Below are 25,272 nucleotides of genomic sequence, written 5' to 3'. Positions count from 1 at the left end.
AAGTTATGGTGTTATCACAATAAGATTTTTTAACCACATTGGCAGAAATCAAAGAGATTCGATAAAAGCCACCAGGGCCTTGCGCTCACGGATATTCATCTTTAACACATTGCCCCGGGATTGTTTTGCTTCACCGCCATGCCAGAGGATAGCTTCCATTAAGCTTCTGGCGCGACCATCATGCAGGAAGCCGGTTCTTCGATCCAAAAGCTGGGTATGGCCAATACCCCAGAGCGCCGGTGTGCGCCATTCTCTCCCGGTGGCCAGAAACTCCGGACGCCCATCAGCAAGCCCCTCCCCCATATCATGCAGAAGAAAATCACTGTAAGGCCAGATCAGCTGATTAGCCTGTTCCTCCTCAATAACGGTCATGGCGGTTTCCGATTGAACATCCATGGAAGCCGTTCGGAAACTGGGTTGATGACAGCCCGCGCAACCCGCTTCATTAAATAATTTCTTGCCCTTTAGCACCTCTGGCTTTTTGGCATTGGTGCGAACAGGAACCCCCACATTACGGCTGTAAAATACCACTTTATCCAGAACAAAGTCAGACACATCTGGTGCCGCACCGCTGGGAGCCGCCAGGCAATCCTTTTGCCACTCAGTACAGGATTCATCCGGGAACAGGCTGGTGGTCAGCCCCATATCCCCGTTGAATGCCGCAGCCGACTGCTGTCGCAGAGTTGGAACCCCTGCTTTCCAACCGAACCGGCCAATGGATGTTCTCTGCTTCTGGATATCCCAGACCCGGTTGGCCCGGCCTGAAATACCGTCACCATCCTGATCTTCAGGGTCTTCATTAGCCAGCAGACTCTTCTCGGAAATGGCTTCCAGCAGACCGATGCCAATCATTGACGGCGTAATCCGCATGGATATCATGGTGTTTTCAGCCATGGGACCATAGCCAAGGTTTTCCATGGTGAATATCGGTTTTCGAAGCTCAACCTGATGACCATCCGCAAAGGCTACCTTGAAATATTCAAAGGTAACCCTGACCCTCCCTTCAGGCTTTACACCCTCAAGGGCATTAACCTGCAGCTGTCCACCGTAGGTAGGCTCAGGAATCACGCCTGATTTTTTCAAGCGTCTCTTCTGCTCATCAGTGATGGCGGGAATGCTGAGCCGAACCAGAACCGATGCATCGGTAACCTCTCCATCTTCTGGTGCATGCCCTCTTCGATCATGAATATGGCAACCGCTGCAGCTGGCGGTATGAAACAGAGGCCCTAACCCATCCGAAGCCAGATCATCCCCGGATTCCGGTTGCCAGTCCTGGCGGAACAGCGCATTGCCTTTATGAAAGTTTAAACGGTTAAATACCGGCATATTGGCTGAAGGCTTGGCAATGGTATTAAACCCGGAAACCCAAACAGAAGCAGCGCCACCAGGCATGTTTTCACCCGTCTGGAACTGTTCATAAGCAGGCCGATTCTTAGAGTCTTCGGAAAAATCACAGCCAGCCAGCAAAAACAGCAGACTTAAGACGATGAAAAAGGGGGTATTAGCCATGATCATCCTTGAAATCAATCCTTCATAACAATTGCTGCCACCGCAGTAGGGCAGTCTATTCTCGGACAGCCTCCCAGGAGGCAGTCGCACAATGAGCGTGCTTTAGATAGAAGCTTTCTTCCTGTGTTATTTTTGTTTTTCAGTCATGCTGGTAATCGGCAAAACCTGATAATGATCAATAAACCAGTCAGGGCAATTTACCGATTGGGACAGGTAAACGAGTCATCTGTTCTGAGGTCAAGGCGCTGAACACACCGCAAACCATAACAACAAGACCAATGTTGGATTTATAGTTTTTTTCCAGTGGCCAGCCTGGGCTGTTTGCCAGAAAGTCCCATGGCGTACTTCATCACCTGGTTGATCGCGGGTGACAGCTTGCCAGCCAGAGTCAGGCCGAGATTTCGCAGAAGCTGCAGCGGTTTACTCTGATTACTGAAGGTATGGTAAAAAGCATCCATGGTATTCATCATCAAGGCATTATCGCTTCGCCTTGCCTGTTCATAACGGGCAAGAACCTCCGTGCTTCCGGGGTTTTCACCGGCCCTCAAGGCATCCACCAGAATTTCAATCAGCCAGGCGGCATCCTGCAAACCCAGGTTTACCCCCTGTCCTGCCAAGGGGTTTATCGTGTGAGCGGCATCGCCGGCAAGCACGACCCCCTGGCGAAAATATTCAGTAACATGGCGGCGGGCAATAGGAAAAGCACCACGCTCATGGAGCTGAATAACATCAGGCAGTTCAGCAGGAAATGTGGTTGCCAGCGCTTCAATGAAGGCCTCTTTGGACAGTGCCAGCAGTTCCCGAACTTTCTCCGGATGGTTATACCAGACAATCGATCCGTAACTTCTGCCGTTAATATCCGGCAGTGGCAAAAAGGCCTCCGGGCCTGTCGGGGTAAAGGCCTGCCAGGTAATGTCCTGACAACCACCGGCAATTTCCACTGTTGCCACCAGGCATCGCTGCTCATAGTCCCGTTGGTTCATGGCCAGCCCGGCAGCCTGGCGAACCCGTGAGTTAGCACCGTCTGCCCCCACTAAAAGATCACCGGAAAAGCGACGACCATCGGACAACTCAATCACCGGGGGCGTCGAAGAGGTATGAATGGTTTGAATACTGACCGGGCAGAAAAAAGAGACGGATGGGTAGGATTTGATGGCTTCTAACAGACCTGACTGAGTCACCCGGTTTTCAACAATAAAACCCAGCTGCGAGTGATTAATCAGCCTGGCGTCAAACATCACCCGGTTGGCTCTTGAATCTATCTCTTTGCCGAAAGGGGAGTGCAGTTTTTCCCAGACCGCCATACGACGATACGGCGTCATACGCATGGACTGCATATGTGGCCATGCGCCCAGTTGGCGAAGAATTTCCTCCGATGCAGTGCTTAGTGCAGATACTCGCAATTCGGGTAGTGCTTCCGCCGGTAATGGCGATGGCTTACATTGGTCAAATACGGCAACCCTTATTCCCTGCTGGCCGAGGCCACAGGCAATCGTGGCACCCACCATACCTCCACCGACAATAAGTACATCGTAGTGTTGCTGGTCATCACTTTGTCCGGAAGCGTCTGTTCTTTTCATAAGCAAGCATTGTATGTAAGCGTCATAAACCCGTGCAGCAGCGCACACCATTTATCTTCCCGATCAGGATCTTTTCACCGGGAATGGAATTAGTCAAATGAAGTGTCCGGGGTCGCCCTTAGAGGGGAAGATGCTATTGGCTGAGAAGGGATTATTGTGAGAGGACGTTAACGGCAGTCTGGTGATGGCCTTCACTCATCGGTCTGGCCATCATTAAACTCTTTGGTATTTCTCTCAGAGATTTTTTTCTTTTTGCGCCGGTTTTTTTTACGGGCTTTACGCATTTCCAGAGATTTATCCCGACCCTTTCTGGAGCCTGAGCGGTCAATGTAAGACTTGTGGTCTGTAGAGGAAGCATTTGCACTGCTTTCATTGTGACCCGTACTGTCGCCATTGCCCTGGCCGTAGTCAAGATGGGGTGAGGATGATGAATCAATTCTGTAACCGGAACTCACAATCTGGCCTCCTTGCTCAATGAGTTCCTATAAGTTTATACAACGAAATAGCGTAATTCTGTTCCTGTGTGACTAATGATTGAATCTGCCATGGCCTTATGAGAGATAGAGGCCTGGTTTTCAACCATAACAGCGTCAATAATCTTACCCGGTGCTTTGGTCAGGCTGGATAGGCGGAGATTAACCAGGGCGGCTTCTACGGCGGTCATTCCCGGATTGAAGGCTACGTTTTCAGCATATCTACCAGAAATGATATCTCCATTATCTATAAGAAGAGCAACACCGGAGTGACAGCCAGAATAAGGCGCATAACTCCGGCGGGCCGCTTCTGTTGCTGCATTGACCAGCTTATCAGCAGGGTCCGGGCTCTCGAAGGAGAGCAGCGATGGGCTCATTAGTCGAGTGCTTTGTTTCAGGTCGCCGGGGCCAAAGGCGTCTGGCAGCAGGGTTGAAATCCTATAGTGCCGCTGTTGATCACTATTGAGCTGACTGACCAGAATATCCACCTGATCGATCCCATTCAGTTCGTTCATAAACTGTCGACAGTGCCCACAGGGGGCTTCATTGACCATCAGACGGCGCAGTCGGGTTTCTCCCTGGTGCCATGCATTGCAGATAGCTGCCTGCTCGGCGTGAATAGCCATTTTCAGAGGCTGCCCGGCTATTTCAAGGTTTGCACCCAGATAGACCGGCCCTTGTCCTTCCGGTCGAAAGCCCTCAACAATCGCCCCTACGGAAAAATTTGAGATCGGGCAGGTGCTCATGGCCGCAGCGAGAGGAAGCAGTGCTTTAAGAAGATGCTCCGATGGCACCTCCATTAAGCCCTGAAGCTCATTCACTTGTTCTGGCTCAAGACAGCCCTGCTGGTGAATCAACTGTTGCAGGATATCCGCAGCATTAGCCGGGAACTGAGCCAGTTGATCCTGAAAAGCTCTGTGATTCATAGCGTTACTCCTGTGACAGGATTCAAGGCTGCTTATGTACTACGGAAAAGAGAGAATTTCCATTGCTCTTTTTCAATGGTTTACAGGGCCAGAAGAGATATGGATTTACCAGTAACAGTAACGGAATCACACTTTAGCTAAAGTTAATCGAGGATTGATTAAAAAAGGATTTGATTATGACCTTCCACACCAATGGACTACATAAACCCGGGAATGTCCCACCAAAAGTCCCTGAACAAGAAGGCGAATTTCCGGAAAAATCCGGCAAAATCGGCAAAGAGGGCAGTTGGAATGGGAGAACAATAAGTGAGACCTCCAGTCAACAGCATGTTCCGAGAGTCGGTGGAGCGGTTCACAGTGATAAAAGTGCCTGGACTATTACCAAAGCAATCTCAGGGATCGCCAGCAGCATCAATAACAGGATGTGCGGTCAGTCCGCCAGAGCGGCAGACATCTCAAAGGTACTGAAGGAAAATAATGTCGAGGATTTTACCAAACATCTTGAGGCGATGAAGGATGAAGTGGTAGAACATAATCAGAGATGTGTGGAAAATAATCGGCAATCAGAACTAAAGTTGTTGCAGGAACCTATACAGCAACTGTCAGTCAACAATAAGCCCCTGCTTTATGCCCTGGCAGAATCCGGCAGTCCTGAGATGGTTGCCGCGCTGTGCACCGCCGATAAAATCGCTCCCAGAAGTTTCTATACGGTCCCGGTATTTCAGGATGCTGCTATGAGCGACTATATCGATGATAATCTCCACAAGGGCGAGTTAAATGAGGCAGGCTGGTGGTGTCATTCAGGCACACCCGTTCATTATGCGTTAAGCTCCGGCAACTATGAGGCGGCAAAAGCCTTTTTGCAACACGGCGGCAGTCTCATTGGTTGCGAAGATATCCTCAGCAAGATACCCCAGGATGTCAGGGATCAATTAGGGGAGGCTATTTTGGCTCAACAGAGCGAGCTTGAGCCAAAACTCTTGAATATGAGACCGGTTATAAACCGTATGGAGGGTGAGCAAAAAGTGGAAAAAATGGGTGATGGTATCCAGAATCCTGAAACGGTCTTCAGTCAAGATAGACTTGACCTCACCACACTCGGAGCAATGGCAGTACAAATTGATAAGGATCTTCAACTGCTAGAGTCTCTGGCTGAATGACAGACGTTAGTTATAGCGTCTTAAGCCCCTTCGGGGGAGGTCTCTCCCCATCCTTCTTGCTTTTCTCCCTCCCTCACCCGCAGAGTTGTCCCGATGCAGGCTGGTTGCAGGGCGGCATGTGACCAAAGATAATGCATTACCTTCAGATTACCGTCTCACAGACTTACTATTAATGGGGAACAACGCTTATTGCGTCATCAATGGCGGTTGGAGAAACTTCATCACTCTGTTGATGGTCAAAAGCTGAATAAACCATTTTTGTGGAAACATCTTGTGAAAACAGCCGTGAATAAAAAGGTAAAGCCGATCGTTATTTTCGATTCCGGTGTCGGCGGCCTCAGTATCTATCAGGAAATAAAGCAGGCTTTACCTTATGCTCCGGTGGTTTACTGTTCCGATACTCAGGGGTTTCCCTACGGCCCAAAGCCCGAGCAGGAAGTGATTGAGCGTACCAGCCTCTGCCTGAATACGTTAGCCGAACAGTTTAATCCCTCGCTCGCCGTTATTGCCTGCAATACCGCCAGTACCATCTCTCTGCCCAGGGTACGCGAAGAGCTGGATTTCCCCGTTGTTGGCGTGGTGCCAGCCATCAAGACGGCCAGTGAGTACTCAAAAAAACGCTGCATCGGGCTTCTGGCGACACCTGGCACGATTGCCCGCAGCTATACCGACCAGCTGATTGATGATTTTGCCGGGGACTGTCAGGTGATTAGAGTGGGTTCCAGCGAATTGGTACAGATGGCTGAACAGCACCTTCGGGGTGAGCTGGTTTCAGAGCACGATCTGCACCGGATTCTTGGCCCTTTTTTTGCCGAAGAACAGGTACCGGATGTGGTAGTTCTTGGCTGTACCCACTTCCCTTTGCTGAGAACAGCGTTGCAGCAGGTATCTGCCGACATTCACTGGATCGACTCAGGCTCTGCTATTGCCCGCAGGGTTGTTAGCCTGCTGGACCCGGCCGGGTTTGATGCAGAGTCAGCACCACACGATCTCTTTATGCATACAGGGCTGGATGATCAGGTCAGTGCTCTGATTCCAGCGTTGGAGAAAATGGGATTTGTTGCCCTGAGAAATTTACCCGTTGGGTCAGAGGCGATGACGCTACCGTCACAGGGTGACGGTGGCGTCCATTGCGGCGAGAACGTTGTCAATTACTCAAAAGAGCGGGCTTCATAAAAAGCGACTTCAGAAATACTGTGGTAAGCCTTGGACTGCTCGCGGAACTCGCTGAACGATTGATAAACCCGTCCAGCTACATCGCTGGTGGCAGCAACTTCCTCAGTAATCTCATCAGCCACCTTTTTCAGTTCAGCAAGTACGTCATCCGGCAGACGTTTCACGGTTACCCCGTGCTCATTCACCAGCTGTTGCAACGCCGCATTATTCCGTGCGGTGTACTCATCAATCATGTCCTGGTTTGCTGCGCGGGCTGCCGTTTTGACAATGGCTTGCAGGTCTTCTGGCAGTTTATTCCATGCATCCAGATTGATGGTGAATTCCATCATGCTGCCTGGCTCATGCCAGCCCGGGTAGTAATAGTAAGAAGCAGCCTTATAGAAACCAAAGGCCAGGTCATTGTATGGGCCGACCCACTCGGTCGCATCAATAGCGCCGGTCTGAAGTGCCGTAAATAGCTCACCACCGGGGATATTTACAGGTACCCCGCCAAGGCGCTGCAGTACTTCACCGCCCATACCCGGGATGCGCATTTTCAGACCTTTCAGGTCATCCAGGCTGTTGATCTCCTTGTTGAACCAGCCCGCCATCTGAACCCCGGTGTTGCCACCGGCCATCGGTTTCACATTAAATGGTTTATACACCTCGTCCCAGAGCGCCTGCCCGCCACCATAGTGAATCCAGCTGCTGATTTCCTGGGCGTTCAAGCCAAAGGGAACGGCAGTAAAAAACTGGGTGGCCGGGTCTTTACCCTTCCAGTAATAAGCACCACTGTGCCCCATATCCGCCGTGCCGCTGGATACGGCATCAAAGACTTCCAGTGGTGGTACCAGTTCACCACCGCCATACACTTTGACAGTCAGTCGGCCATTACTCATTTTATTAACGGACTCGGCAAAGCGCTCAGGTGCGATACCCAGACCCGGGAAATTTTTTGGCCAGGAAGTCACCAGCTTCCACTCAATGGCTTTTTGAGCTTCTGGTGCTACTGATTCGGTATTGGTGGTTTGCTGCGGTTGTTCACCCTGGCCACAGCCTGCCAGTGCTGCCACTGCGGCAGCGACCCCGAAAGAGGACAATAAATTACGACGTTTCATGCAAGGACCCTGTTTGTTCTTAGTCTTATTTATGGGGAACACGACAGAAGCATAGTAATTGGATAGGTGGAAGCTGACAAGCTTCCATTAATAGGGAGGCTTTTAAGCAGGAGCCTCAGGGCCTGTTGAGGTTTTGTTGCGAGCAAGAAAAAAATGGAGGTTTTTCAGGCTCAATTGCTAAGGAACTTGCTTTGCCGTTTATTGTCTTATGACAGTAACTCAGTCACGAATACAGGTACGAACATGTATATTGCCAGGGCTAGTACTAGTGATCATTCGTTTAAATGCAGTATCTGTCATAGGCATGATGGCGGCACCACAAACGAATTTGCTGGCAAGTTGCAAGTCAAAGCATCGTGTCAGTACGGATGCCAGCTTCACCTTGGTTGTATTCCCCAACTGACTGATCAGCAGCTCAAACTGGGCCAACGCAGCTGTTCCGAATGTCAGAAGCTTCCCTTGCTGCCATTGCTTTGCGGATCCGAATCCCTGGAGGAGTACGCCTGTCACTCCGGAAATTGGCAAGCACTGGCACTGATGCTGAAGATTAAAGTCGATCATGGTGTCAGCATACATGTGGATAAACGTCTGTTGTTTATCGCTGTGCAGGAAAGGAAGAGCAAATGCCTGGAGCTTTTGTGCATGACGGGCGCGAATGTCAACGCTGCCTTAATCGATGGATCCACCCCTTTACACATGGCCGCCTTTTATGGTGACACCGACTCCCTTAAGGTGCTGCTCAAGATCCCGGGAGTGAATGTCAGTGCCCTCGAAGAAGATGGTTTCACCCCTTTACACTGGGCTGCCACAAATGGTAACCCCGGTCACACGGATTGCCTGAAATTGCTGATTGCTCACCCCGGGGTGGATATCAATGCCAAGGATGTCTATGGTCTCACTCCTTTACACTGGGCCGCCGCAAAGGGTAACACCGATAGCCTGAAGTTGCTGCTCGACACCCCGCGGATAGATATCCACGTTACCTGTAAACTTGGCCTCACTCCTTTGCACCACGCAGCCAAGTGGGCAAGGGTCGATTGCGTGGAAGCACTGCTCTGTAAAGGAGCGAATGTCAATGCCGCCGCTACTGATCGCCCCGGCACCACACCACTGGACCTCGCCAGGAACAGGAGCAACCCTGCGTGCGCAGAACGCCTGATTGCCAAAGGGGCAAAAACGTCGCTGGAGCTGAAAGCACTGGAGGAAGAGGCAAGAAAGGAGCAGGAATGCCGTCTGATGTGAGGAAGAAAAATCGGACACGGAATAACCAGAAATGTATAACGCCATCTTGCCTTGCAAAGCCTCGCGTGTGAGCTATTCCTGCCCCGGGCTGGCAGGAATCTTCCAGAGTAATGCAGTGCCGCCTTTTAAAAAGCCAGCAAAGGAAAATATACCATCGTTACAGTAGATCAATAAATGATCACCATCAGGGCTAAATTTGGCCAATTTAACGGGATGATCCAGTCTTATCTGCTCTTTTTTTGACCATTTGCCATCATCACCAATACCCCAGAGTTGCACAAGGCCAGGCTGGTGTTTGTCCTTCTTGTTCATTTTGTTGCCATAGGTTAGAAAATGGTTTTCCAATTCATTAAAACTAGCGTCCCTGATGAAGTCGGCATCAGAGTCCGTCACCGCCAGTTTCACCCACTGGCCATTATCGTTGTGCCCCAGGATACAAGCGGTGTCGTCCAGGCTAATGGTATAGGCAAGCCGCCCTGAACGGGAAAACCGAGCATCCATAATACTGTTTCGATGTTGAACCACCAATTGTTCCTGCCATTTGCCCTGGCTGTCGAGAGCCTGAATTTTTACCGTCCGGTCACGACTGCGGGTCAGCACACAGTCCTCCTGAGCGTTGAAGGCAGCATAGTCAATCCCCCCCTGATGATATATCCTCGTTTTCTCAACCAGATCACCTTCCTCGTCATGCCCCCAAATGCAGGCGAAATTTGATTCATTGCCATAGCTCAGAAGAAGATTCTCTGAAGGGCTGAAGATGGCTTTTTGACTGTCACTGTGGATAATGGTCTGACCATTAACCAGCCGATGATCAGTACTGTTGTAGTCCCAGAGTGTAAAGGAGCCAATACCGGAGTTGGCCAATAATTTACGCCCGGAGGCGCTGAATCTGGCCTCTGCACACCTGTGAATTTTAGTTTTTACTACCCAGGGATTGTCGTTAGCGTCACAGTTGGCGTCATAACCTGAAATAATAAATGTATTGTCTGTATCACGGGTCAGCGCAAGGTGCCCAGAGGCGTTGAAGGCAGCTTCGCAAATAGGTTTGGCGCAAGGTTGGTTGTCTTCATTCATGCTCCATTCAGGATGACAGATCTCCCCGATCTGTGACCAATTGCCATCGACATCACAACCCAGAAAGATGGCCTGGCCACCTTCGGTGAAGATCACGGCATGCTGCTCATCATGACTCAGCTGAGCACCGCCAATCTGGCCATTGCACTCAATGACCTTTTGTTCCTCCAGGCAGTGAGTCTCATCACTACAGCCCCAAATGGTCGCTGTTGTACCCTGGTAAGTCAGTAAATAATGGTTCGTGGCCTCGAAAGGCGCTTGATGTGGCATAGTTTGCTGACAGTGACTGATCTCTTTAGCCCGGGTTAGCGGGGTCCACCGACCGTTGCTATCCTCACGCAATACGTTGATTTCGCCGGACTGTGGATCGTAGGACATCATTTTGTCCTGCAAGGGGCTGAAGTCTGCCTTCACCCTCGGATCGTTTTCATTAGTGGTGGTGTGCTCAAGCACCACCGCCTCCTGCCAACGGCCATCGCTGTTCAGGGTACTCATCGTGAGCTTGCCATCATAGCTGATGCTCAGGAGCGTATTTTCCGACTGGTTAAGCTGGTAACGAAAGATTGCATCAGAACTCTTGACCTTCCCTTTTGGCAACCAGTTGCCATCCGCGCCCTGTCGCCAGATGCTCAGACTAAACTCGTTCTCATCATCGCGACCATTGATAATCAGGTTCTTACTCGTTGGGCTGAAGCTGACATCACGAATATAACAACCGACGCCGGTCGCCAGTTGGAGTTCCAGATAATGGGCCTGGCATTGGATAATACGAGCCTTGATTGGGTCAATAGATTTGGTGCCTGAAATGATGTCAGTTGATGATTTGGTGCCTGAGATGATGTCAGTTGATGATTCGGTGCCTGAGATGGTGTCAGTTGATGATTCGGTGTCTGAGGTGTCAGTTGATGATTCGGTATATGAGTCGTCAGTTGATGATTCGGTGTCTGAGTAGTCAGTTGATGATTCGGTATATGAGTCGTCAGTTGATGGCCTTGTCAGGGTATGGCCACTATTTGCTGAAATGGCACCAGCTGGCCCCATAGTATTATCTGTCGGTTCAGGCTCGGTGTAACTATCGTACGGAATATTCTGTTGCTCATCATGTTGTTGCGATGCATCGGCCAAACCAATGCCTGGCGACTGCGGCACCATGGAAACGTTCAGTCCGATAATTTCCAGCTTTCGCTTACCGATAGCGGTGATGAACGTCAATTCGGGTGGTGAATCCAGCCTCAACCGTTCAAGCGATTTGAACTGGTCCGGTCCAGAAATTTCTGAGACCTGTTTGTTATAGGCAGCCACGGATTTATTCAGCGTTTTCAGATCATTAAATAACTGCCGTTCATTGGTTTCTATTCTGCTTGCGGCTGCACTGCCTTGCGCAATTGGTTGCATGATAACTCCGGTCAAATTGACACAGGAATGGAATTTATACTGGCATGGTAGATTAGTATCCCAAGGGTGTTGGAATCATCATCTATTACCTGCCTGATCATTTATTCAGTTCCTGAGCATTAAGATCTGGCAATTTAACAAAAGTTCCTGCTCCAGGGTTTTACGAGGCTGCCTGCGTCGGTGGCGAAAACAGGCAAGAGGCAATGCACCATCAGCAATGCCCTTAGATTGGAGACAGGTTGGCGTAAGCCATCATCAACCATTTAGCGCCTTCAGAATCAAAATTAACCTGCACCCGGGCCTGGTTGCCATCACCTTCGTAATTAATCACGATTCCCTCACCAAACACGTTGTGATGGACGCGTTGGCCCAGTGACAGACCATGGTCAGGTGATGCCGGTGCCATGCGAGTCGCTACCGGTCGGGTAATGGTGCCACCAAGGCGCACTTCCTGAAGCAGTTCACCGGGGATCTCCCGAATAAAACGGGAAGGGCGGTTCATGGTTTCACTGCCGTACAGACGTCGGCTTTCGGCATACGTCAGATACAGGGTTTTCATGGCTCGGGTAATACCCACATAACAAAGCCGACGCTCTTCCTCAAGGTTGCCTTCATCCAACGACATTTTATGGGGGAATAACCCCTCCTCCATACCGGCCAGAAAGACCAGCGGGAACTCCAGCCCCTTGGCAGAGTGGAGCGTCATCATCTGCACACTGTCCTGGAACTGATCGGCCTGACTGGTACCCGCTTCCAGAGCGGCATTGGCCAGGAAGGCATCCAGAGGCGTCATGGTTTCGGTTGCTTCACCCTGCTCGTCATCAAGGAACAGTTCGTCCATATCAAACTGACGACAGGCATTCACCAGTTCTTCCAGGTTTTCCACCCGGGCTTGACCTTTCTCGCCTTTCTCTTTGCTGTGGTGATCAATCAGCCCGCTCATAGTGACCACATGATCGGACAGTTCACCCAGATCCAGTGTTTCTCCCGCATGGCTCAGGGACTCGATCAGTTCCACAAAAGCGGCCATGGATTTACCCGCCTTACCACCAACCGCAGAGGCTGCCACCAGGTTTTTCAGTGCCTGCCAGAGTGAAATACCCTGACTTCGGGCCGCCTCTCTGAGCTTTTCTACGGTTTTCTCACCAATACCCCGGGTGGGAATATTGATCACCCGCTCCAGAGAGGTGTCGTCATCAGGCGAACGGACAAGGCGGAGATAGGCCAGGGCATTTTTGATCTCTGCCCGTTCAAAGAAGCGCTGCCCACCGTAGATTCGATAGGGGATCGCAGCCCTGAGCATCGCCTCTTCAAGAATACGGGACTGCGCATTGGACCGGTAGAGGATGGCAATATCGCTGCGGGCCGTGCCTTTGGTGATGGCATCTTTAATCCGGTCAGTAATAAATCGGGCTTCGTCCATTTCGTTAAAGCCAGCGTACAGGTGCACTGGCTCACCTTTATCACCATCGGTACGAAGCTCTTTTCCCAGACGATCCGGGTTATTGGCAATAACGGCATTGGCGGCCTGCAGAATATTGCCGGTAGAGCGGTAATTCTGTTCCAGTTTGATGGTCTGTGCATTGGGGAAGTCATGGGTGAACTGACGTATATTCTCAATTCTGGCACCGCGCCAGCCGTAAATGGACTGGTCATCATCACCCACCACCATCAGTTTGTCCTGGTCTCCCGCCAGTAATCGCAGCCAGGCATATTGCACGGCGTTGGTATCCTGAAACTCATCCACCAGAATGTATCGGAAACGTTCGCGGTAATGCTGGAGAATATCGGACCGCTTCAGCAGCAGCTCATGTGCCCGCAGCAGCAGCTCCCCAAAGTCCACCACTCCCGCCTGCTCGCAGTACTCATGGTAGCGTCGATAAACATCAACCATGGTGCGTTCGAATGGATCGTAACCGGGATCGATGTAATCGGGGCGAAGCCCTTCATCTTTTTTGCCATTGATATACCACTGGGCCTGACGTGGAGGCCACTTTTGTTCATCCAGCTGCATGGCTTTCATGATCCGCTTGAGCACGCGCAGCTGATCGTCACTGTCCAGAATCTGAAAGTTTTCGGGCAGTCCTGTTTCCTTCCAGTGTGCTCTGAGCAGACGGTGGGAAAGACCATGAAAAGTACCTACCCACATTCCCCTGGGGGCGATGCCCAGCAGTTCCTCAATACGTGAGCGCATCTCTGCCGCGGCCTTGTTGGTGAAGGTTACGGCCATCACAGAATAGGGGGACATGGCTTCAGCCTGCACCAGCCAGGCGATCCGGTGGACAAGCACGCGGGTTTTACCACTGCCGGCACCGGCCAGAACCAGCATAGAGCTGACGGGGGCTGCAACAGCACTGCGCTGTGCATCATTCAGTGAATCAAGTATTGAGGTTACGTCCATAAGAATCTTTCAGTCAGAATTCGATGCCCCCTGATGATGGGGAGAGTATTTTCCAGAACAGTGAGAGTTTAGCGAAACTGCGCCATGAGGTCTTGTAATGGTTGATTTGTGCGATTTATCGCACATTTTTATACGACATGAGTAGTTGTCCTATGATCAGTTATTTAATATTTTGGTAATCGTAATCAGGCATCATTTAATAACAAATACAAGAAGAGGATGCTGTTATGGGAAAAGGAAAAAAAGCCGAGAAAGAGTTCATTCTGGATGAGCACCTGATCCGTCCTGAACTTGAGCAGAAAGGTTCCAAGCGCTCCCTGCAAATCCGCAGAGCCCTTGAAGATCGGGAAGAAGACAAGCGCCTCAGCGCCATCTTTGGTGAAGATTACTGGGAAGGCAATTAACCAATTCAAATAACTACAAGCCTCTGCCTACTCCCGGGTAGAGGTTTGTTTACCCTTCGTTAACGGTCTATTATTTTCCCCGGCCAACGAGATTCCAAAAAGGGCTCTCAAAAAGATATAAAGCCAGCGTCCCGGGAAGCGTATGCTTGGCATCAAGTTTGATGAAACCTTTACTCTCGTCTTCTTCAATAACGAAGAGTTGATAGAGAAGAGTGGCCATTTCTGAACAGATCACATTTTTGGGCGTGAGTTGTGATCTGTTTTGGTACTTCTCCAATCGCCTTCTGGCTGCGTCTCCAAAAGCACACGAGCCAAGCCCTGCGATAGCCGAACGATATCCTTTCCAGTGAGCACTGGAGAATCCAACTCGTTGCTGTGTTGTTCCTTCAAAATCCTTAACACCCGAGTGGCGATGCCCACGAGACCAAAGGTGTGCGATATCGCAGGCCCCTAAAGCAGTGAGAGGGTCACCCTTGAAACGAAAAAACACGGCTTGCCTGTGTTTGTTCAGATTACTTGTGTACACTCCCAGCAACTTGTTCGAGTGAACCAGCAAATTGTTACTGCGACCAACAATCACAGTGTGCTCAAACACGAAGCTGTCATCACCAGAGACAGTTACATAGAATCCGATATCACCTCTTCTAGTAGCCAGGGTGGGGCCATTACAAAGCGAAATCAGGCTCGAATACTTACATGGAAGTTTGGTCCAGTATGGCATGAATATTCCCCGAATCCAGAAAGACTAATTGTATGACAACAGAACTCTTTAAGTTTGAAACTTGCTTATGCCGTTAGCCCTTGGGGCAAAATTAATCGCCTTCAGTGTAGACCACTCATCCTGATACCTATTTAGATTGAAGTGTTATATTATAACGCTTTCCAAAAGAAGCGGTTTTCGTATGCAGTTTGCCCCCATTAAACAGTTGCTGATAACAGTGTTGCTAATGACTGCCAGCTTTTGTGCGAGTGCAGAATCACCAAAAGTTCTGGCCAGCATCAAGCCATTGCAGCTGATTGCCCAGGCGGTGACGGAAGGGGTGACTCATACTGAGGTATTGTTGCCTCCGGGAAGCTCACCTCATAGCCATAGCCTTAAGCCCTCTGATGCCCGCAAGTTAAGAAGTGCGGATGTCATTTTCTGGGTAGGCCCTTCAATGGAGACTTTTCTGCCAAAAATGCTGGCCTCGGCAAAGGGGGTAAAAGCCGTATCCGCGATGGACATGCATGGCATTCGCCTGCGCAGCAGTGAAGAGCATGAGCATCATATTCATGAGCACGGAGAGCACCATGATCATGGTGACTATGACCCTCATATCTGGTTGAGCACCGATAACGCCAGGGTTATTGCCAGAGAGATGGCCCGTGTGTTGATGTCTGTGGACAAGGTTAACCAGTCTCGCTATCAGCATAATCTTGCTCTGTTTCTGAACAGCATGGACCAGACGGACGTGCGCAACGGTCAAAAAGTAGAACAATCAGGCGGGCAGCCATTTTTCGTTTTTCATAATGCCTATGGCTATTTACAAGAGCAGTATGGTTTGGAAGTTGCTGGCTATTTCACCCTGAATCCTGAGCAGCAACCCGGGGCCCGGCACCTGGTAAGCCTGAAAGGACAGTTGAACAAAGCGGGGTCAGCTTGTATTTTCCGGGAACCACAGTTCAAGCCTGCTTATATTGAGCGGCTGACAGAAGGGCTTTCCGTCCGAGTTGGTGTGCTTGACCCATTAGCAGAAAACATTCAATCCGGACCTGAAAGCTATGCGAAGTTTATCAACCAGCTTGTGGATAACATCACCAGTTGCATTCAGGGTACAGCGAAGAAGAGTGATAAACTCAGCTGATCAGGCTGATACCCATCAGGTTGCCAAGCAGCAGACTGATGATGATCGACGCTGGCAGCAGCGCTGCCAGCAATGTTACCCACATTTTCAGATTTGCGTACTCCTGGCGAAGATTCCAGCGTTTTGCCACATATCTTTTATCTTCGTCCATTTCTGTGGATAAACCACAGCCACTGCAGCTGACCTGCCACATTTTTACTCGTTGACTGCCTTTGCCGATGATCAGGTCGGCAAATATGGCTTTACCCCGGCAACAGGGGCAGGACTGTAGTTTCATGACTCTTCCCTGAGCGATATCTGCGTCATGGATTGGTTATACCCGGTGTATTCATAGCTTATGCACAGACTTTCACAGCTTATCCACAGGATGGCGGCAATCGTATAGCACTATCCTAAAATAATGGTCTTGCTGCCATCAACAATAACCCGGTCTTCGATGTGATACCTCAATCCCCGCGCCAGTACACTTTTCTCGACATCCTTTCCTAAACGCACCATATCTTCAGGCAGGTGGTGATGCCCAACCCGGATTACGTCCTGTTCGATGATCGGGCCAGCATCAAGGATTTCCGTCACGTAGTGGCAGGTGGCACCCACCAGCTTAACGCCTCGCTCGTAGGCCTGATGGTAGGGCTTGGCACCCACAAAGGAAGGCAGAAAGCTATGATGGATATTAATGACACGGTCGGCATACTGCTCACACAGTTGCGGTGGCAAAATTTGCATATAACGAGCAAGTACAACTGTATCAACACTGTACTGTTCCAGCAGCGCTGTCATTGTCTCAAAGGCCGATGCTTTATCCCCTTTATCCACAGGTACATGGTGGTAGGGAATACCATGCCACTCTACATAGCTGCGCAAATCTTCATGATTGGAGATGACACAGGGTATTTCCATATTCAGGTCGCCACTTCGCCAGCGGTAAAGCAGGTCAGACAGGCAGTGAGCCTCTTTACTGGCCAGAAGGGCAACACGCTGGGGAATTCCTGAGTCATTGATGCGCCAGTCCAGACTGAGTTTTTCAGCAACAGGGGTGAAATGATGTTTAAATTCATCCAGAGAAAAAGGCAGACTGTCCGCTTTGATTTCGTTGCGCATGTAAAAGCGCCCGGTCACTGGATCAGAGTGATGATTGGCTTCAACAATCCAGCCGCCGTGTCTGGCGATAAAGTCACTGACGGTGGCTACGATGCCTGTAGCGTCCGGGCAGGAAACAAGTAAACGATAAGTTCTGTTCATGGTGCTTAATAAACGTAAATTGAGAAGCAATTATAAGTAGTAGTCGCTATGAAAGCATATTTTGCCGGATGCTGATCAGTGCTTCCGTGGAATTTTCACCGTTCTGCGGGGTCATTAAGTTACACTGATTCATCATAACCAGATGTGGAGTGGTTCTATTATGATGCGTTTGCCTGATAGCCCGGATCTGGTCATCATGGGTGATCCCCTGCTTTTTCAGCAACATCAACAGATTTGTGTTGATGATATATTGACCGATGATTTTCAGCATAATCTCCAGACTCTGCGTAACAGGCAAATTGAGGCAAACGGTATCGGTATTGCTGCGCCTCAGATTGGCTGGGGGGCAAGGGTATTGTGCATAGGAGTGACTGAAGAGACGAAATCACGTTATCCCAGTGTGCCCGATATTCCGCTTTCATTCTGGATCAATCCTCAGATCATAGAAGTCAGTCAGGAAACCTGCTGGACATGGGAGGGGTGTTTGTCCGTTCCGGGTATCAGAGGATGGGTGAACAGACCGGCAAACTTGAAAGTCAGGGGGGTTGATGATCAGGGCAATACCATTGAGGCTGTTCTTAATGGGTTTGCCGCCAGGGTTATGCTGCATGAAATTGATCACCTGAACGGGATCTTGTTTCCGGAACGGGTTGATGAAACGACGCTGATGGTGCCCAACATATCAATGGAAAACCAGAGCCGCTGGCCGGAGAACTGGCCAACCATCAATGCCCGAATGACTCCACCGGGAATGATTTCGGCTGAAAGATAGCCTGCTGACCAGGCATTAAGAATTCATGTGGAAGACATCAGGCCCTGACGACCGCAGATTTTCAATTAAAAGATGCTGTCATCACCGTCTTCCAGAAGCCGCGTAGTATCTGCATTACTTCTGAGGCTTTCACGATATCTGCGGCGATGGAGAAGTTTTGCCTGAACAACATCCGGAAACTCAGTGAACTGGATGATCTGCTTATCAATTAACAGATCAATCACATCCTCAAGTACCCGGATGAAATCGGCATCGGAAGACGCCATGATGCCGGTGCTGATTTCCGGATTATTGTGCAGAAAGAGCATCAGGCTTTCGTCGTCCATCCCGGCCTGTTGCCACTCATTGGACAGTGGTTTCTCTGAAACGGCACACACCTGATTGTTATCATCCCTGAGTACGTAGAGCATGTCCTTTTCTCTCGTTTTTGATTAATTGGTATCAGTTTTCCGGTGCCACTGTACTTATTGAAGCGGCATGGCAGCCACCAGATCAGCAATCAGTTTTCGGCTCACATCGTAGGCCGCTTCACCAGGTCGGCCTTCTCCCAAGCCATCTATGCTCCAAACCAGGTCTCCCGATGATAAATCATTAACTTTCAAGCTAAGAGTTGTGGAAAAGCGATTCTGCTGGTCATATTGCCATTCAAGAATTTCAGCAGATATGGAGTACTTGATGTGTTGACTGATGGCCCACACGCGCGCTTGCTCAACCTGGAAGACCTCGGAAAGGTAATCCGGAACCGAGAAAGTTTTAGGTAAGTGATAAATTGTAGGGTTTTTTATACCTTTCGAGGGCAGTTGGACCAACAACATACGTTCAAGCTGAATAAGATCCTCGGCTGGAACTTTAGCGTGGCTAATAAAAGGTAATACGGTCCAATTATTATCCTTCGTGAGCTTTTCCTGCTTAAGCTCAGGGAACATCTTGCCGTTCGTCTGGCATCCAGCGAGCGTCACCGCGAAAAAGCTGACAATAAAGATAAAGGCATACCGTTGCCGGAGCCAGGTTGGGAAGACGTTATTTTTCATGTTGGCATAACTCATGGTGATGCAGCTTAAGCCATTGCAATGCAATGACCGCTGGAGCATTGGCAATCCTTCCGTCTTCCACCATATCATAAGCTTCCCGGAAGGGAAGAACATGAACCCTGATATCCTCACCTTCATCGGCAACACCAAAAATGCCGCCAGCAGCCGTGGCGTCTACCAGACCACAGAAAAGCCTGAGTTTTTCGTTACTGGCACCGGGGCTGACATAGAAATCCGAGACCGGCATTAATGAGGTAATCTGATAACCGGTTTCTTCCTCTACTTCGCGCAGGGCAACTTCTTCCAGGGTTTCTCCGGGCTCACTGATGCCGGCAACCACTTCCAGCAGCCAGGGGTCATCGTCGCTCAAAAAAGGCCCCATGCGGAATTGCTCCACCAAAACCACCTGGTCATGAACCGGGTCAAATAATACAACGCCCACAGAGGGTGGCCTGACGGTGGCTTCTCGGATCAGGGGACGGCTGATTCCCCCGTTAAAGAGTCGATGCGTAATCGTGTATTTAAAGAGCTTCAGAAAGCCTGAGTAAACCTTTGCCTCTTCCTGAACCTGTACATCGCGGGCATCAAGACCTGAAAGCTTCATGGGTTCCCTGTCTGGTATAAGTTGTTATTGATAATAAAAGCCTGAACAGAAGGTAGCAGCATATTCAACCCCTGCTGAAGATCATCGGCTATTTTTTCGGATTCAAGAATATTGCGGACATCACTGCTGCGGATAGCCACCCGTTCAGTGGCGGTAAAGATCGGCCACGTTTCCTCAATTTCCTGTGCTTTATAAAATCGGTTCCAGGTTTCAGGCCTGGCATTATCCGGCCCCCTGATGAAGGACAGTGTGGCTTTATCCCGGTACTGACTGGTCAAGGCTGCCATCAGGTCATAGGTGTATACCGGCCTGCCGGGATTCTGTGCCAGCAGTTCTGCCTCCAGATCACATATCTCCAGGGGACAGCCAGCCTCTGCTTCATCAATAAAGCATTGCAGCATCTGCAAACGGAGGCCGAATGGCAGAGGGTTTTTGTCAAAAGCATGAAAGGCACTGGGAACCAGCAGGATGCAGTCATGGCAGGTGGCTGCCTGTTGTAACACATCCAGATGCCCAAGTGTTGGTGGGTCAAATGCTGAGCCAAAAACACCCAGCTTGATAGGGCTCATCATTGAGTCTCCGTGTTTGATGGTATCCGCGCTGACAAAAGCGTGGCCTCATTATATCGATTTTACAGGGTCTGCCGAAGGCAGCCAGACCGTGGGTTTATTCCGAAGCGGTTCAAGATTCATTACGTACCCGGTGCGGGCTTATTACTGATAGGCAAATAATGTGTGTCAGGTAAGATGTACTTTCTGGAATGACTCCCTGTCACTGGAACAGTGATGGCTTTTTTTTCGAGGCCCGATATCTCCCTCCTTACTTCCCCCCTTGATATCGGGCCTTTTTTATTTTTTCCTGCCTTGTTGTAGTCAACCAACCTTTCTCATATACCCAGCCAGCAGAGCCAGAGAAGCTTCGGCCATATTTCGATGAATCACACTTTGCTCAATACGGAGTCAGGCACCCGGATTTCCACAGATACCGGCAAATGGTCTGTGATGGGCATATTGATAACGCCAAATCGATTAACAATCAGGGATGGGCTGATCAGAATATGATCCAGAGAACGCGTTGGTTGCCAGCTGGGAAAGGTATTTTGCCCCCAGTGTGCCGCATGAAGGGATGTATTTTTCAGCGGTGAGTCATTGAGTAATTGTTCAGCATGGGTGTTCATATCCCCCATCAGCACCACATGCTGATTGTGCTGCACAACATCACGGATATAGGAGAGCTGGATATTTCGGGTCCTTTTGCTCAGAGCCAGATGCATCATCACCACCGTAAGAGGCTCCTCAGGGTTGCCAAAGCGGGCGACAATGGCACCCCGGCCGGGAATCAGTCCGGGCAGTTTATGGTCTTCCAGCGATAGAGGCTCAAACCGGCTAAGGAAGCCATTGCTGTGTTGTGCCAGCTTGCCAAGGTTGCGGTTGATCTGGTGATACCAGTAAGGGAAGTGTCCTTTCAGAGCCAGATATTCAGTCTGGTTGATAAAGCTGCTGCGAATACTGCCACCGTCAGCTTCCTGCAGGGCAACAAGGTCAAAGTCAGGAAGAACACTGGCAATCCGGTCAAGGGTAGCCTGGCGTTTGGCGTGAGGCAGAATATGCTGCCAGCTGCGGGTCAGATAATGGCGGTATTGCTGAGTATTGATGCCCACCTGAATATTAAAGCTGAGCAGCTTGAGTGTCTTTTTGTTGAGCTGACGGGGGGAGCCGCCCGGTGCCGAGTGATGAATATGCCCGGAACGGTACTGACAACGCTGTCGGTGTAAACGTCGTCGAATGGCACCTGTAAGGGTTCGAATGGGCATAGTGCTTTACCGCCAGAAATGGACAAGGGAAATTGATAGACAAATGTTACAGGCCTTTTATCCGATTTCCTGCAAAGAATGATCGATGATTTACCAAATGAGAGTGGTTAAAAGCCAAAATGTTTGACATTTAACCACTGCTGCAATGTCACTAACCCTTTCGATCTTGTTTAACTTTTCGGATCAGGTAGTCGGCAATCACCGGCATATTAGCCAGTGATCCGGCCAGCCCGGGCTCAACCACATATCGCCCATCGATCACGATGGCGGGTACACCAGAGAGCCTATAGCCTTTCAGTTTGGAGAAGGCTTTTTGCAGCTGATTATTGACACCGAAACCCTTGAACGCTTTATTAAACGCTTCAGGTTCAACACCAAACTCCCGATTCAGGAACTCGGCCATTTGTTCACTGTCCCTGAGCTGATTTCGGCGGTTCTGTATTTCACTGAAGATACCGGCATGAACCTTCTCTTCCAGTCCCATATTGCGCACAGTATAGTAAAGCCGGGCGTGAGTCTGCCAAAGGTTCGGGCCGAAGAAACCGGGCGTTCGAATAAACTCAACATCGGCAGGCAAGGTCTGTTGCCACTGTTCAATCCTGGGTTCAAGTGCGTAACAGTGGGGGCACCCGTACCAGAAAATGGAGACCACCTCCACTTTCTCCGGTTTGGCATCCGTGGTAACCGGATTGGATAAAACCCGATAGTGCTGGCCTGGCTGAAATAGTTGCGGAGTACCGGATTGAGTGATGGCTGACGCTGATGAGGTTTCACTGGCTGCTGAGTGCCTGGTCGTACTGGCCTGAGTTACCGGGGTATTTTGAGTAACGGTCACTTCCTGACTGTGTTGGGCATCATTAATCAGATAACCCGCTGCGACCGTGGCGATTCCCAGGAATACAGCGATACCTAATATACCCTTCGTTTTTTTTATCATACGAAAGTCCTCTGTTTTTCATTGTTATTCAAGGATATGGCGCTTTATAGACGACACATTACGCCAGCGTCTGACGAAAAGGAAGTCTGATCAAGCAGGCAGGTCTGGATGAGAGAAAAATGACAGAAGCCGGTAAAGCTCAGACTTCTGTCAGTTATCAAGGATAAGAAACGATCAACGAAGACCGCTGATGTAGTGAGAAACCGCTTCGATCTCTTTATTGCTCATCTTCTCGGCAATGGTTCTCATGATTTTGGTGTCACCATCGTTGGTTCGATCACCTTCACGAAGGTCACGAAGCTGCTTGGCGGTGTACTCTGCATTCTGGCCCGCCAGTAAGGGGAAGCCCGCCAGGAAGTTACCCTTGCCCGTGGGAGAGTGACAGCTGGAGCAGGCCGGAATGCCTTTTTTGGCATCCCCACCGCGGTAAAGTGCTTGACCCAATGTGACATACTTGGCGTCTGTTGCTCCCTGAGGTGCTGGCTGACTGGCAAAGTAAGCCGCCAGGTCAGCAATATCCTGTGTGGTCAGAGCGCTGACGAAGGGCATCATCTCTGGCACAGAGCGTGCGCCGTCCTTGATTTCAGTGATCTGTTTGATCAGGTAACGCTCCCCCTGACCGGCGAGATTTGGCCAGTTTGGAGCAGGACTGATCCCTGTGGCACCATGGCAGGCAGCGCAGGTCGTCGCTTTGCTCTTGCCTGCTGCTGCATCGCCTTTGGCAAAGGCGAAGCCCGTTATCCCCAAAGAAATTACCAGAGTGAGAATGACTTTTTTCATTACCTGACCCAGTTACGGCGTTTGCCTCAAATGGCTGTTATTATTCATCAGACCTGACAGCTTTTATTATTTAGCGCAACAGACCCACGCAGTGATTCGCATCTGCGTTGTGTCTGCTTCAGCATCAGGTGACATGACGGCATGTACCTTGAACGACGATAGTATAAACTACTCAACCGGCGACCGGTACAGGCAGAGCGATATCGATCCGTTGGAAGTGATACCCGGGAGTCGGACAGGCTCCCGTCGCCCGTTTGCTGATCTCTTTTACGTGATTTATTGAGTGCCGTGCTTATTTATCACCGGCTTATTGGCAATCAGCAAAGATTACTGGAATAGATGAAACCCCATGAGTGATACCAGATCTTCATTAAATTACCGCCAGGCCTCTTTTTACAAGAGTGCGGCCAGGCTGAGCCAGTGTCCGGAGAATGAAGGTCGTGAAGTGGCCTTTGCAGGTCGCTCTAATGCAGGAAAGTCCAGCGCCCTGAATGCGCTGACGGGTTCCAACAAGCTGGCTCGTACCAGTAAGACGCCGGGAAGAACCCAGCTCATCAACTTCTTTGACGTGCAGGATGGTGTCTTTCTGGTGGATCTTCCGGGCTACGGTTATGCAAAAGTGCCTGAAGCCATGAAGCAAGAGTGGCAGCATCACATGACCGATTATCTGGAGCGCCGTGAGGCACTGGTTGGTCTGGTGCTGTTGATGGATATTCGTCATCCGATGAAAGAGTTCGATCAGATGATGCTTAACTGGAGTGTAAGTGCAAACTTACCTATGCACATACTGCTCACCAAGGCGGACAAACTGAAACAGGGTGCCGCCAAACAGGTTCTGAACACCCTCAAAAAGGATCTGTCCCGATTCCCACAGGTGAGCGTGCAGTTATTCTCTTCGCTCAAGAAAACCGGTGTTGATCAGCTCTCTATGAAACTGGATGAGTGGTTTCTCGCGCCTGAGCCCGATGATGTTTATGACGATGACGAGCACCTGGCGTCTGATGATTAGGTTTCATTGCTGGGCATGAAAGCTAAACCAGACCACGTTCCGCCATGGATAGTATCTCTCCCTGACCCACAATCATATGATCCAGCACCCGGATATCCACCAGTTGCAACGCCTCTTTCAAGCGTTGGGTAATGCGAATGTCAGCCTGACTGGGCTCAGGATCGCCCGATGGGTGGTTGTGACAGAGAATCAGTGATGCCGCATTCAACGCCAGCGCCTGCTTCACCACCTCCCTGGGATGAACGGTGGCTGTGTTCAAGGTGCCCTGAAAGAGTGTTTCCAGCGTAATAACACGGTGCCGGGTATCCAGAAAAAGACAGGCAAACTGCTCCCGCTGAAGCCCCTGGAAGTGCAGCTGCAGGTATTCCCGGGTTGACTCCGGGCTGGAGATAACATCGGAGTTGGCTACCTTTTCACGCAGTACCCTTCGACAAAGCTCCAGGGTGGCGCTGAGCTGTGTGGCTTTGGCAGGTCCAAGGCCTTTAATTGACATAAGATTCTGATGGCGGGTGGTCAGCAGTTTTTCCAGGCCACCAAACTGTTCCAGCAGATGGCTGGCCAGTTCCATCACGTTCATACCCTGGCAACCCGTTCTTAACAGCAGTGCCAATAGCTCCGCTTCAGTCAGGGCTGAAGGGCCCATAGCCAGTATCTTTTCTCTTGGCAGCAAATGATAACTCCGGGCTTGTATGGTGGTTATACCGTCAGCTATTCACTGCTATGATGGAGCGGATTTATGGTGAGTAGCCTATGGCGTTTTGTGCGGTTCCTGACTACTCAGACAAAAAATTGCCGGTTTAATT

The 25,272-nt window shown here is 50.2% G+C and carries 25 protein-coding genes; 7 read left to right on the top strand and 18 right to left on the bottom strand.

What is annotated here, in order from left to right:
- Positions 1–48: 48 nt before the first annotated feature.
- The 4 genes from J7438_RS06005 to cdd all read right to left on the bottom strand — a co-directional run bounded on the left by J7438_RS06005 (position 49) and on the right by cdd (position 4,488).
- Positions 49–1,509, bottom strand: a complete 1,461-nt coding sequence (locus J7438_RS06005) for a di-heme oxidoreductase family protein (RefSeq protein ID WP_209275821.1) — start codon at positions 1,507–1,509, stop codon at positions 49–51.
- Between the two features lie 287 nt (positions 1,510–1,796).
- Positions 1,797–3,089: an FAD-dependent monooxygenase gene (locus tag J7438_RS06000; protein ID WP_209275820.1), complete on the bottom strand. Its 1,293-nt coding sequence runs from the start codon at positions 3,087–3,089 to the stop codon at positions 1,797–1,799.
- Between the two features lie 191 nt (positions 3,090–3,280).
- Positions 3,281–3,544, bottom strand: coding sequence for a hypothetical protein (locus tag J7438_RS05995; RefSeq protein WP_209275819.1), 264 nt, complete (start codon positions 3,542–3,544; stop codon positions 3,281–3,283).
- Between the two features lie 35 nt (positions 3,545–3,579).
- The gene (gene cdd, locus J7438_RS05990) at positions 3,580–4,488 is read right to left on the bottom strand and encodes a cytidine deaminase (protein ID WP_209275818.1); all 909 of its coding nucleotides are present in this window, start codon (positions 4,486–4,488) and stop codon (positions 3,580–3,582) included.
- Between the two features lie 176 nt (positions 4,489–4,664).
- Between cdd and J7438_RS05985 the strand changes: the two genes are divergently transcribed.
- A complete protein-coding gene (locus tag J7438_RS05985; protein WP_209275817.1) occupies positions 4,665–5,648 on the top strand; it encodes an ankyrin repeat domain-containing protein in 984 nt (327 codons plus the stop codon).
- Between the two features lie 273 nt (positions 5,649–5,921).
- Positions 5,922–6,824 carry a glutamate racemase gene (gene murI, locus J7438_RS05980; protein WP_209275816.1) on the top strand — a complete coding sequence of 301 codons (903 nt, stop codon included), beginning with the start codon at positions 5,922–5,924 and terminating at the stop codon, positions 6,822–6,824.
- On the opposite strand, the gene J7438_RS05975 is transcribed toward murI, so the two are convergent.
- Positions 6,800–7,921: a TRAP transporter substrate-binding protein gene (locus J7438_RS05975; RefSeq protein ID WP_209275815.1), complete on the bottom strand. Its 1,122-nt coding sequence runs from the start codon at positions 7,919–7,921 to the stop codon at positions 6,800–6,802. The two genes, murI and J7438_RS05975, sit on opposite strands and share 25 nt — an antisense overlap.
- A 243-nt stretch (positions 7,922–8,164) precedes the next feature.
- On the opposite strand from J7438_RS05975, the gene J7438_RS05970 reads away from it, so the two are divergent.
- Positions 8,165–9,163 carry an ankyrin repeat domain-containing protein gene (locus tag J7438_RS05970; protein ID WP_209275814.1) on the top strand — a complete coding sequence of 333 codons (999 nt, stop codon included), beginning with the start codon at positions 8,165–8,167 and terminating at the stop codon, positions 9,161–9,163.
- 72 nt (positions 9,164–9,235) lie between these two features.
- Here J7438_RS05970 and J7438_RS05965 read toward each other — a convergent pair whose 3' ends face one another.
- Together J7438_RS05965 and uvrD are read right to left on the bottom strand one after the other, a co-directional pair.
- Positions 9,236–11,632 (bottom strand): WD40 repeat domain-containing protein, encoded by a 2,397-nt coding sequence (locus J7438_RS05965; protein ID WP_209275813.1) that lies wholly within the window; start codon positions 11,630–11,632, stop codon positions 9,236–9,238.
- Between the two features lie 223 nt (positions 11,633–11,855).
- The gene (gene uvrD / locus J7438_RS05960; protein ID WP_209275812.1) at positions 11,856–14,033 is read right to left on the bottom strand and encodes a DNA helicase II; all 2,178 of its coding nucleotides are present in this window, start codon (positions 14,031–14,033) and stop codon (positions 11,856–11,858) included.
- 227 nt (positions 14,034–14,260) lie between these two features.
- On the opposite strand from uvrD, the gene J7438_RS05955 reads away from it, so the two are divergent.
- A complete protein-coding gene (locus J7438_RS05955; protein ID WP_209200422.1) occupies positions 14,261–14,437 on the top strand; it encodes a hypothetical protein in 177 nt (58 codons plus the stop codon).
- 70 nt (positions 14,438–14,507) lie between these two features.
- Here J7438_RS05955 and J7438_RS05950 read toward each other — a convergent pair whose 3' ends face one another.
- Positions 14,508–15,158: a hypothetical protein gene (locus tag J7438_RS05950; RefSeq protein ID WP_209275811.1), complete on the bottom strand. Its 651-nt coding sequence runs from the start codon at positions 15,156–15,158 to the stop codon at positions 14,508–14,510.
- A gap of 181 nt (positions 15,159–15,339) precedes the next feature.
- Between J7438_RS05950 and znuA the strand changes: the two genes are divergently transcribed.
- A complete protein-coding gene (gene znuA / locus J7438_RS05945) occupies positions 15,340–16,281 on the top strand; it encodes a zinc ABC transporter substrate-binding protein ZnuA (protein WP_209275810.1) in 942 nt (313 codons plus the stop codon).
- Here znuA and J7438_RS05940 read toward each other — a convergent pair.
- Both J7438_RS05940 and purU read right to left on the bottom strand, forming a co-directional pair.
- The gene (locus J7438_RS05940) at positions 16,274–16,558 is read right to left on the bottom strand and encodes a Lar family restriction alleviation protein (protein WP_163372288.1); all 285 of its coding nucleotides are present in this window, start codon (positions 16,556–16,558) and stop codon (positions 16,274–16,276) included. The genes znuA and J7438_RS05940 overlap by 8 nt on opposite strands.
- Before the next feature lie 110 nt (positions 16,559–16,668).
- Positions 16,669–17,523 (bottom strand): formyltetrahydrofolate deformylase, encoded by an 855-nt coding sequence (gene purU / locus J7438_RS05935; protein ID WP_209275809.1) that lies wholly within the window; start codon positions 17,521–17,523, stop codon positions 16,669–16,671.
- A 160-nt stretch (positions 17,524–17,683) separates the two neighbouring features.
- Between purU and def the strand changes: the two genes are divergently transcribed.
- Complete coding sequence (gene def / locus J7438_RS05930) at positions 17,684–18,295, top strand: peptide deformylase (RefSeq protein WP_209275808.1); 612 nt, start codon at positions 17,684–17,686, stop codon at positions 18,293–18,295.
- Between the two features lie 65 nt (positions 18,296–18,360).
- Here the strand turns inward: def and J7438_RS05925 are convergent, their stop codons facing one another.
- From J7438_RS05925 to J7438_RS05895, 7 genes are all read right to left on the bottom strand, one after another.
- On the bottom strand, positions 18,361–18,705 hold the full coding sequence (locus J7438_RS05925; RefSeq protein ID WP_209200428.1) for a hypothetical protein: 345 nt from the start codon (positions 18,703–18,705) through the stop codon (positions 18,361–18,363).
- Between the two features lie 54 nt (positions 18,706–18,759).
- Entirely contained in the window at positions 18,760–19,341 is a 582-nt protein-coding gene (locus J7438_RS05920; RefSeq protein ID WP_209275807.1) for a hypothetical protein, read from the bottom strand.
- A complete protein-coding gene (locus tag J7438_RS05915; protein WP_209275806.1) occupies positions 19,316–19,930 on the bottom strand; it encodes an NUDIX domain-containing protein in 615 nt (204 codons plus the stop codon). The genes J7438_RS05920 and J7438_RS05915 overlap by 26 nt, the downstream gene beginning before the upstream one ends.
- Complete coding sequence (locus J7438_RS05910) at positions 19,927–20,502, bottom strand: adenylyltransferase/cytidyltransferase family protein (RefSeq protein WP_209275805.1); 576 nt, start codon at positions 20,500–20,502, stop codon at positions 19,927–19,929. The genes J7438_RS05915 and J7438_RS05910 overlap by 4 nt, the downstream gene beginning before the upstream one ends.
- Before the next feature lie 365 nt (positions 20,503–20,867).
- Positions 20,868–21,743 carry an endonuclease/exonuclease/phosphatase family protein gene (locus tag J7438_RS05905; RefSeq protein ID WP_209275804.1) on the bottom strand — a complete coding sequence of 292 codons (876 nt, stop codon included), beginning with the start codon at positions 21,741–21,743 and terminating at the stop codon, positions 20,868–20,870.
- 151 nt (positions 21,744–21,894) lie between these two features.
- Complete coding sequence (locus tag J7438_RS05900) at positions 21,895–22,680, bottom strand: thiol:disulfide interchange protein DsbA/DsbL (protein ID WP_209200433.1); 786 nt, start codon at positions 22,678–22,680, stop codon at positions 21,895–21,897.
- A gap of 174 nt (positions 22,681–22,854) precedes the next feature.
- Positions 22,855–23,460, bottom strand: coding sequence for a c-type cytochrome (locus tag J7438_RS05895; RefSeq protein ID WP_209200434.1), 606 nt, complete (start codon positions 23,458–23,460; stop codon positions 22,855–22,857).
- A 349-nt stretch (positions 23,461–23,809) separates the two neighbouring features.
- On the opposite strand from J7438_RS05895, the gene yihA reads away from it, so the two are divergent.
- Positions 23,810–24,469: a ribosome biogenesis GTP-binding protein YihA/YsxC gene (gene yihA / locus J7438_RS05890; RefSeq protein WP_209275803.1), complete on the top strand. Its 660-nt coding sequence runs from the start codon at positions 23,810–23,812 to the stop codon at positions 24,467–24,469.
- A 22-nt stretch (positions 24,470–24,491) separates the two neighbouring features.
- Here the strand turns inward: yihA and radC are convergent, their stop codons facing one another.
- A complete protein-coding gene (gene radC / locus J7438_RS05885) occupies positions 24,492–25,139 on the bottom strand; it encodes a RadC family protein (RefSeq protein WP_286196434.1) in 648 nt (215 codons plus the stop codon).
- Between the last annotated feature and the right edge of the window lie 133 nt (positions 25,140–25,272).

It is taken from the genome of Thalassotalea sp. G20_0, assembly GCF_017744175.1.
Classification (GTDB): Bacteria; Pseudomonadota; Gammaproteobacteria; order Pseudomonadales; family Endozoicomonadaceae; genus Endozoicomonas.
Note: the sequence above shows the minus strand (reverse complement) of the source record. Positions and strands in the feature narration are given on the sequence as shown.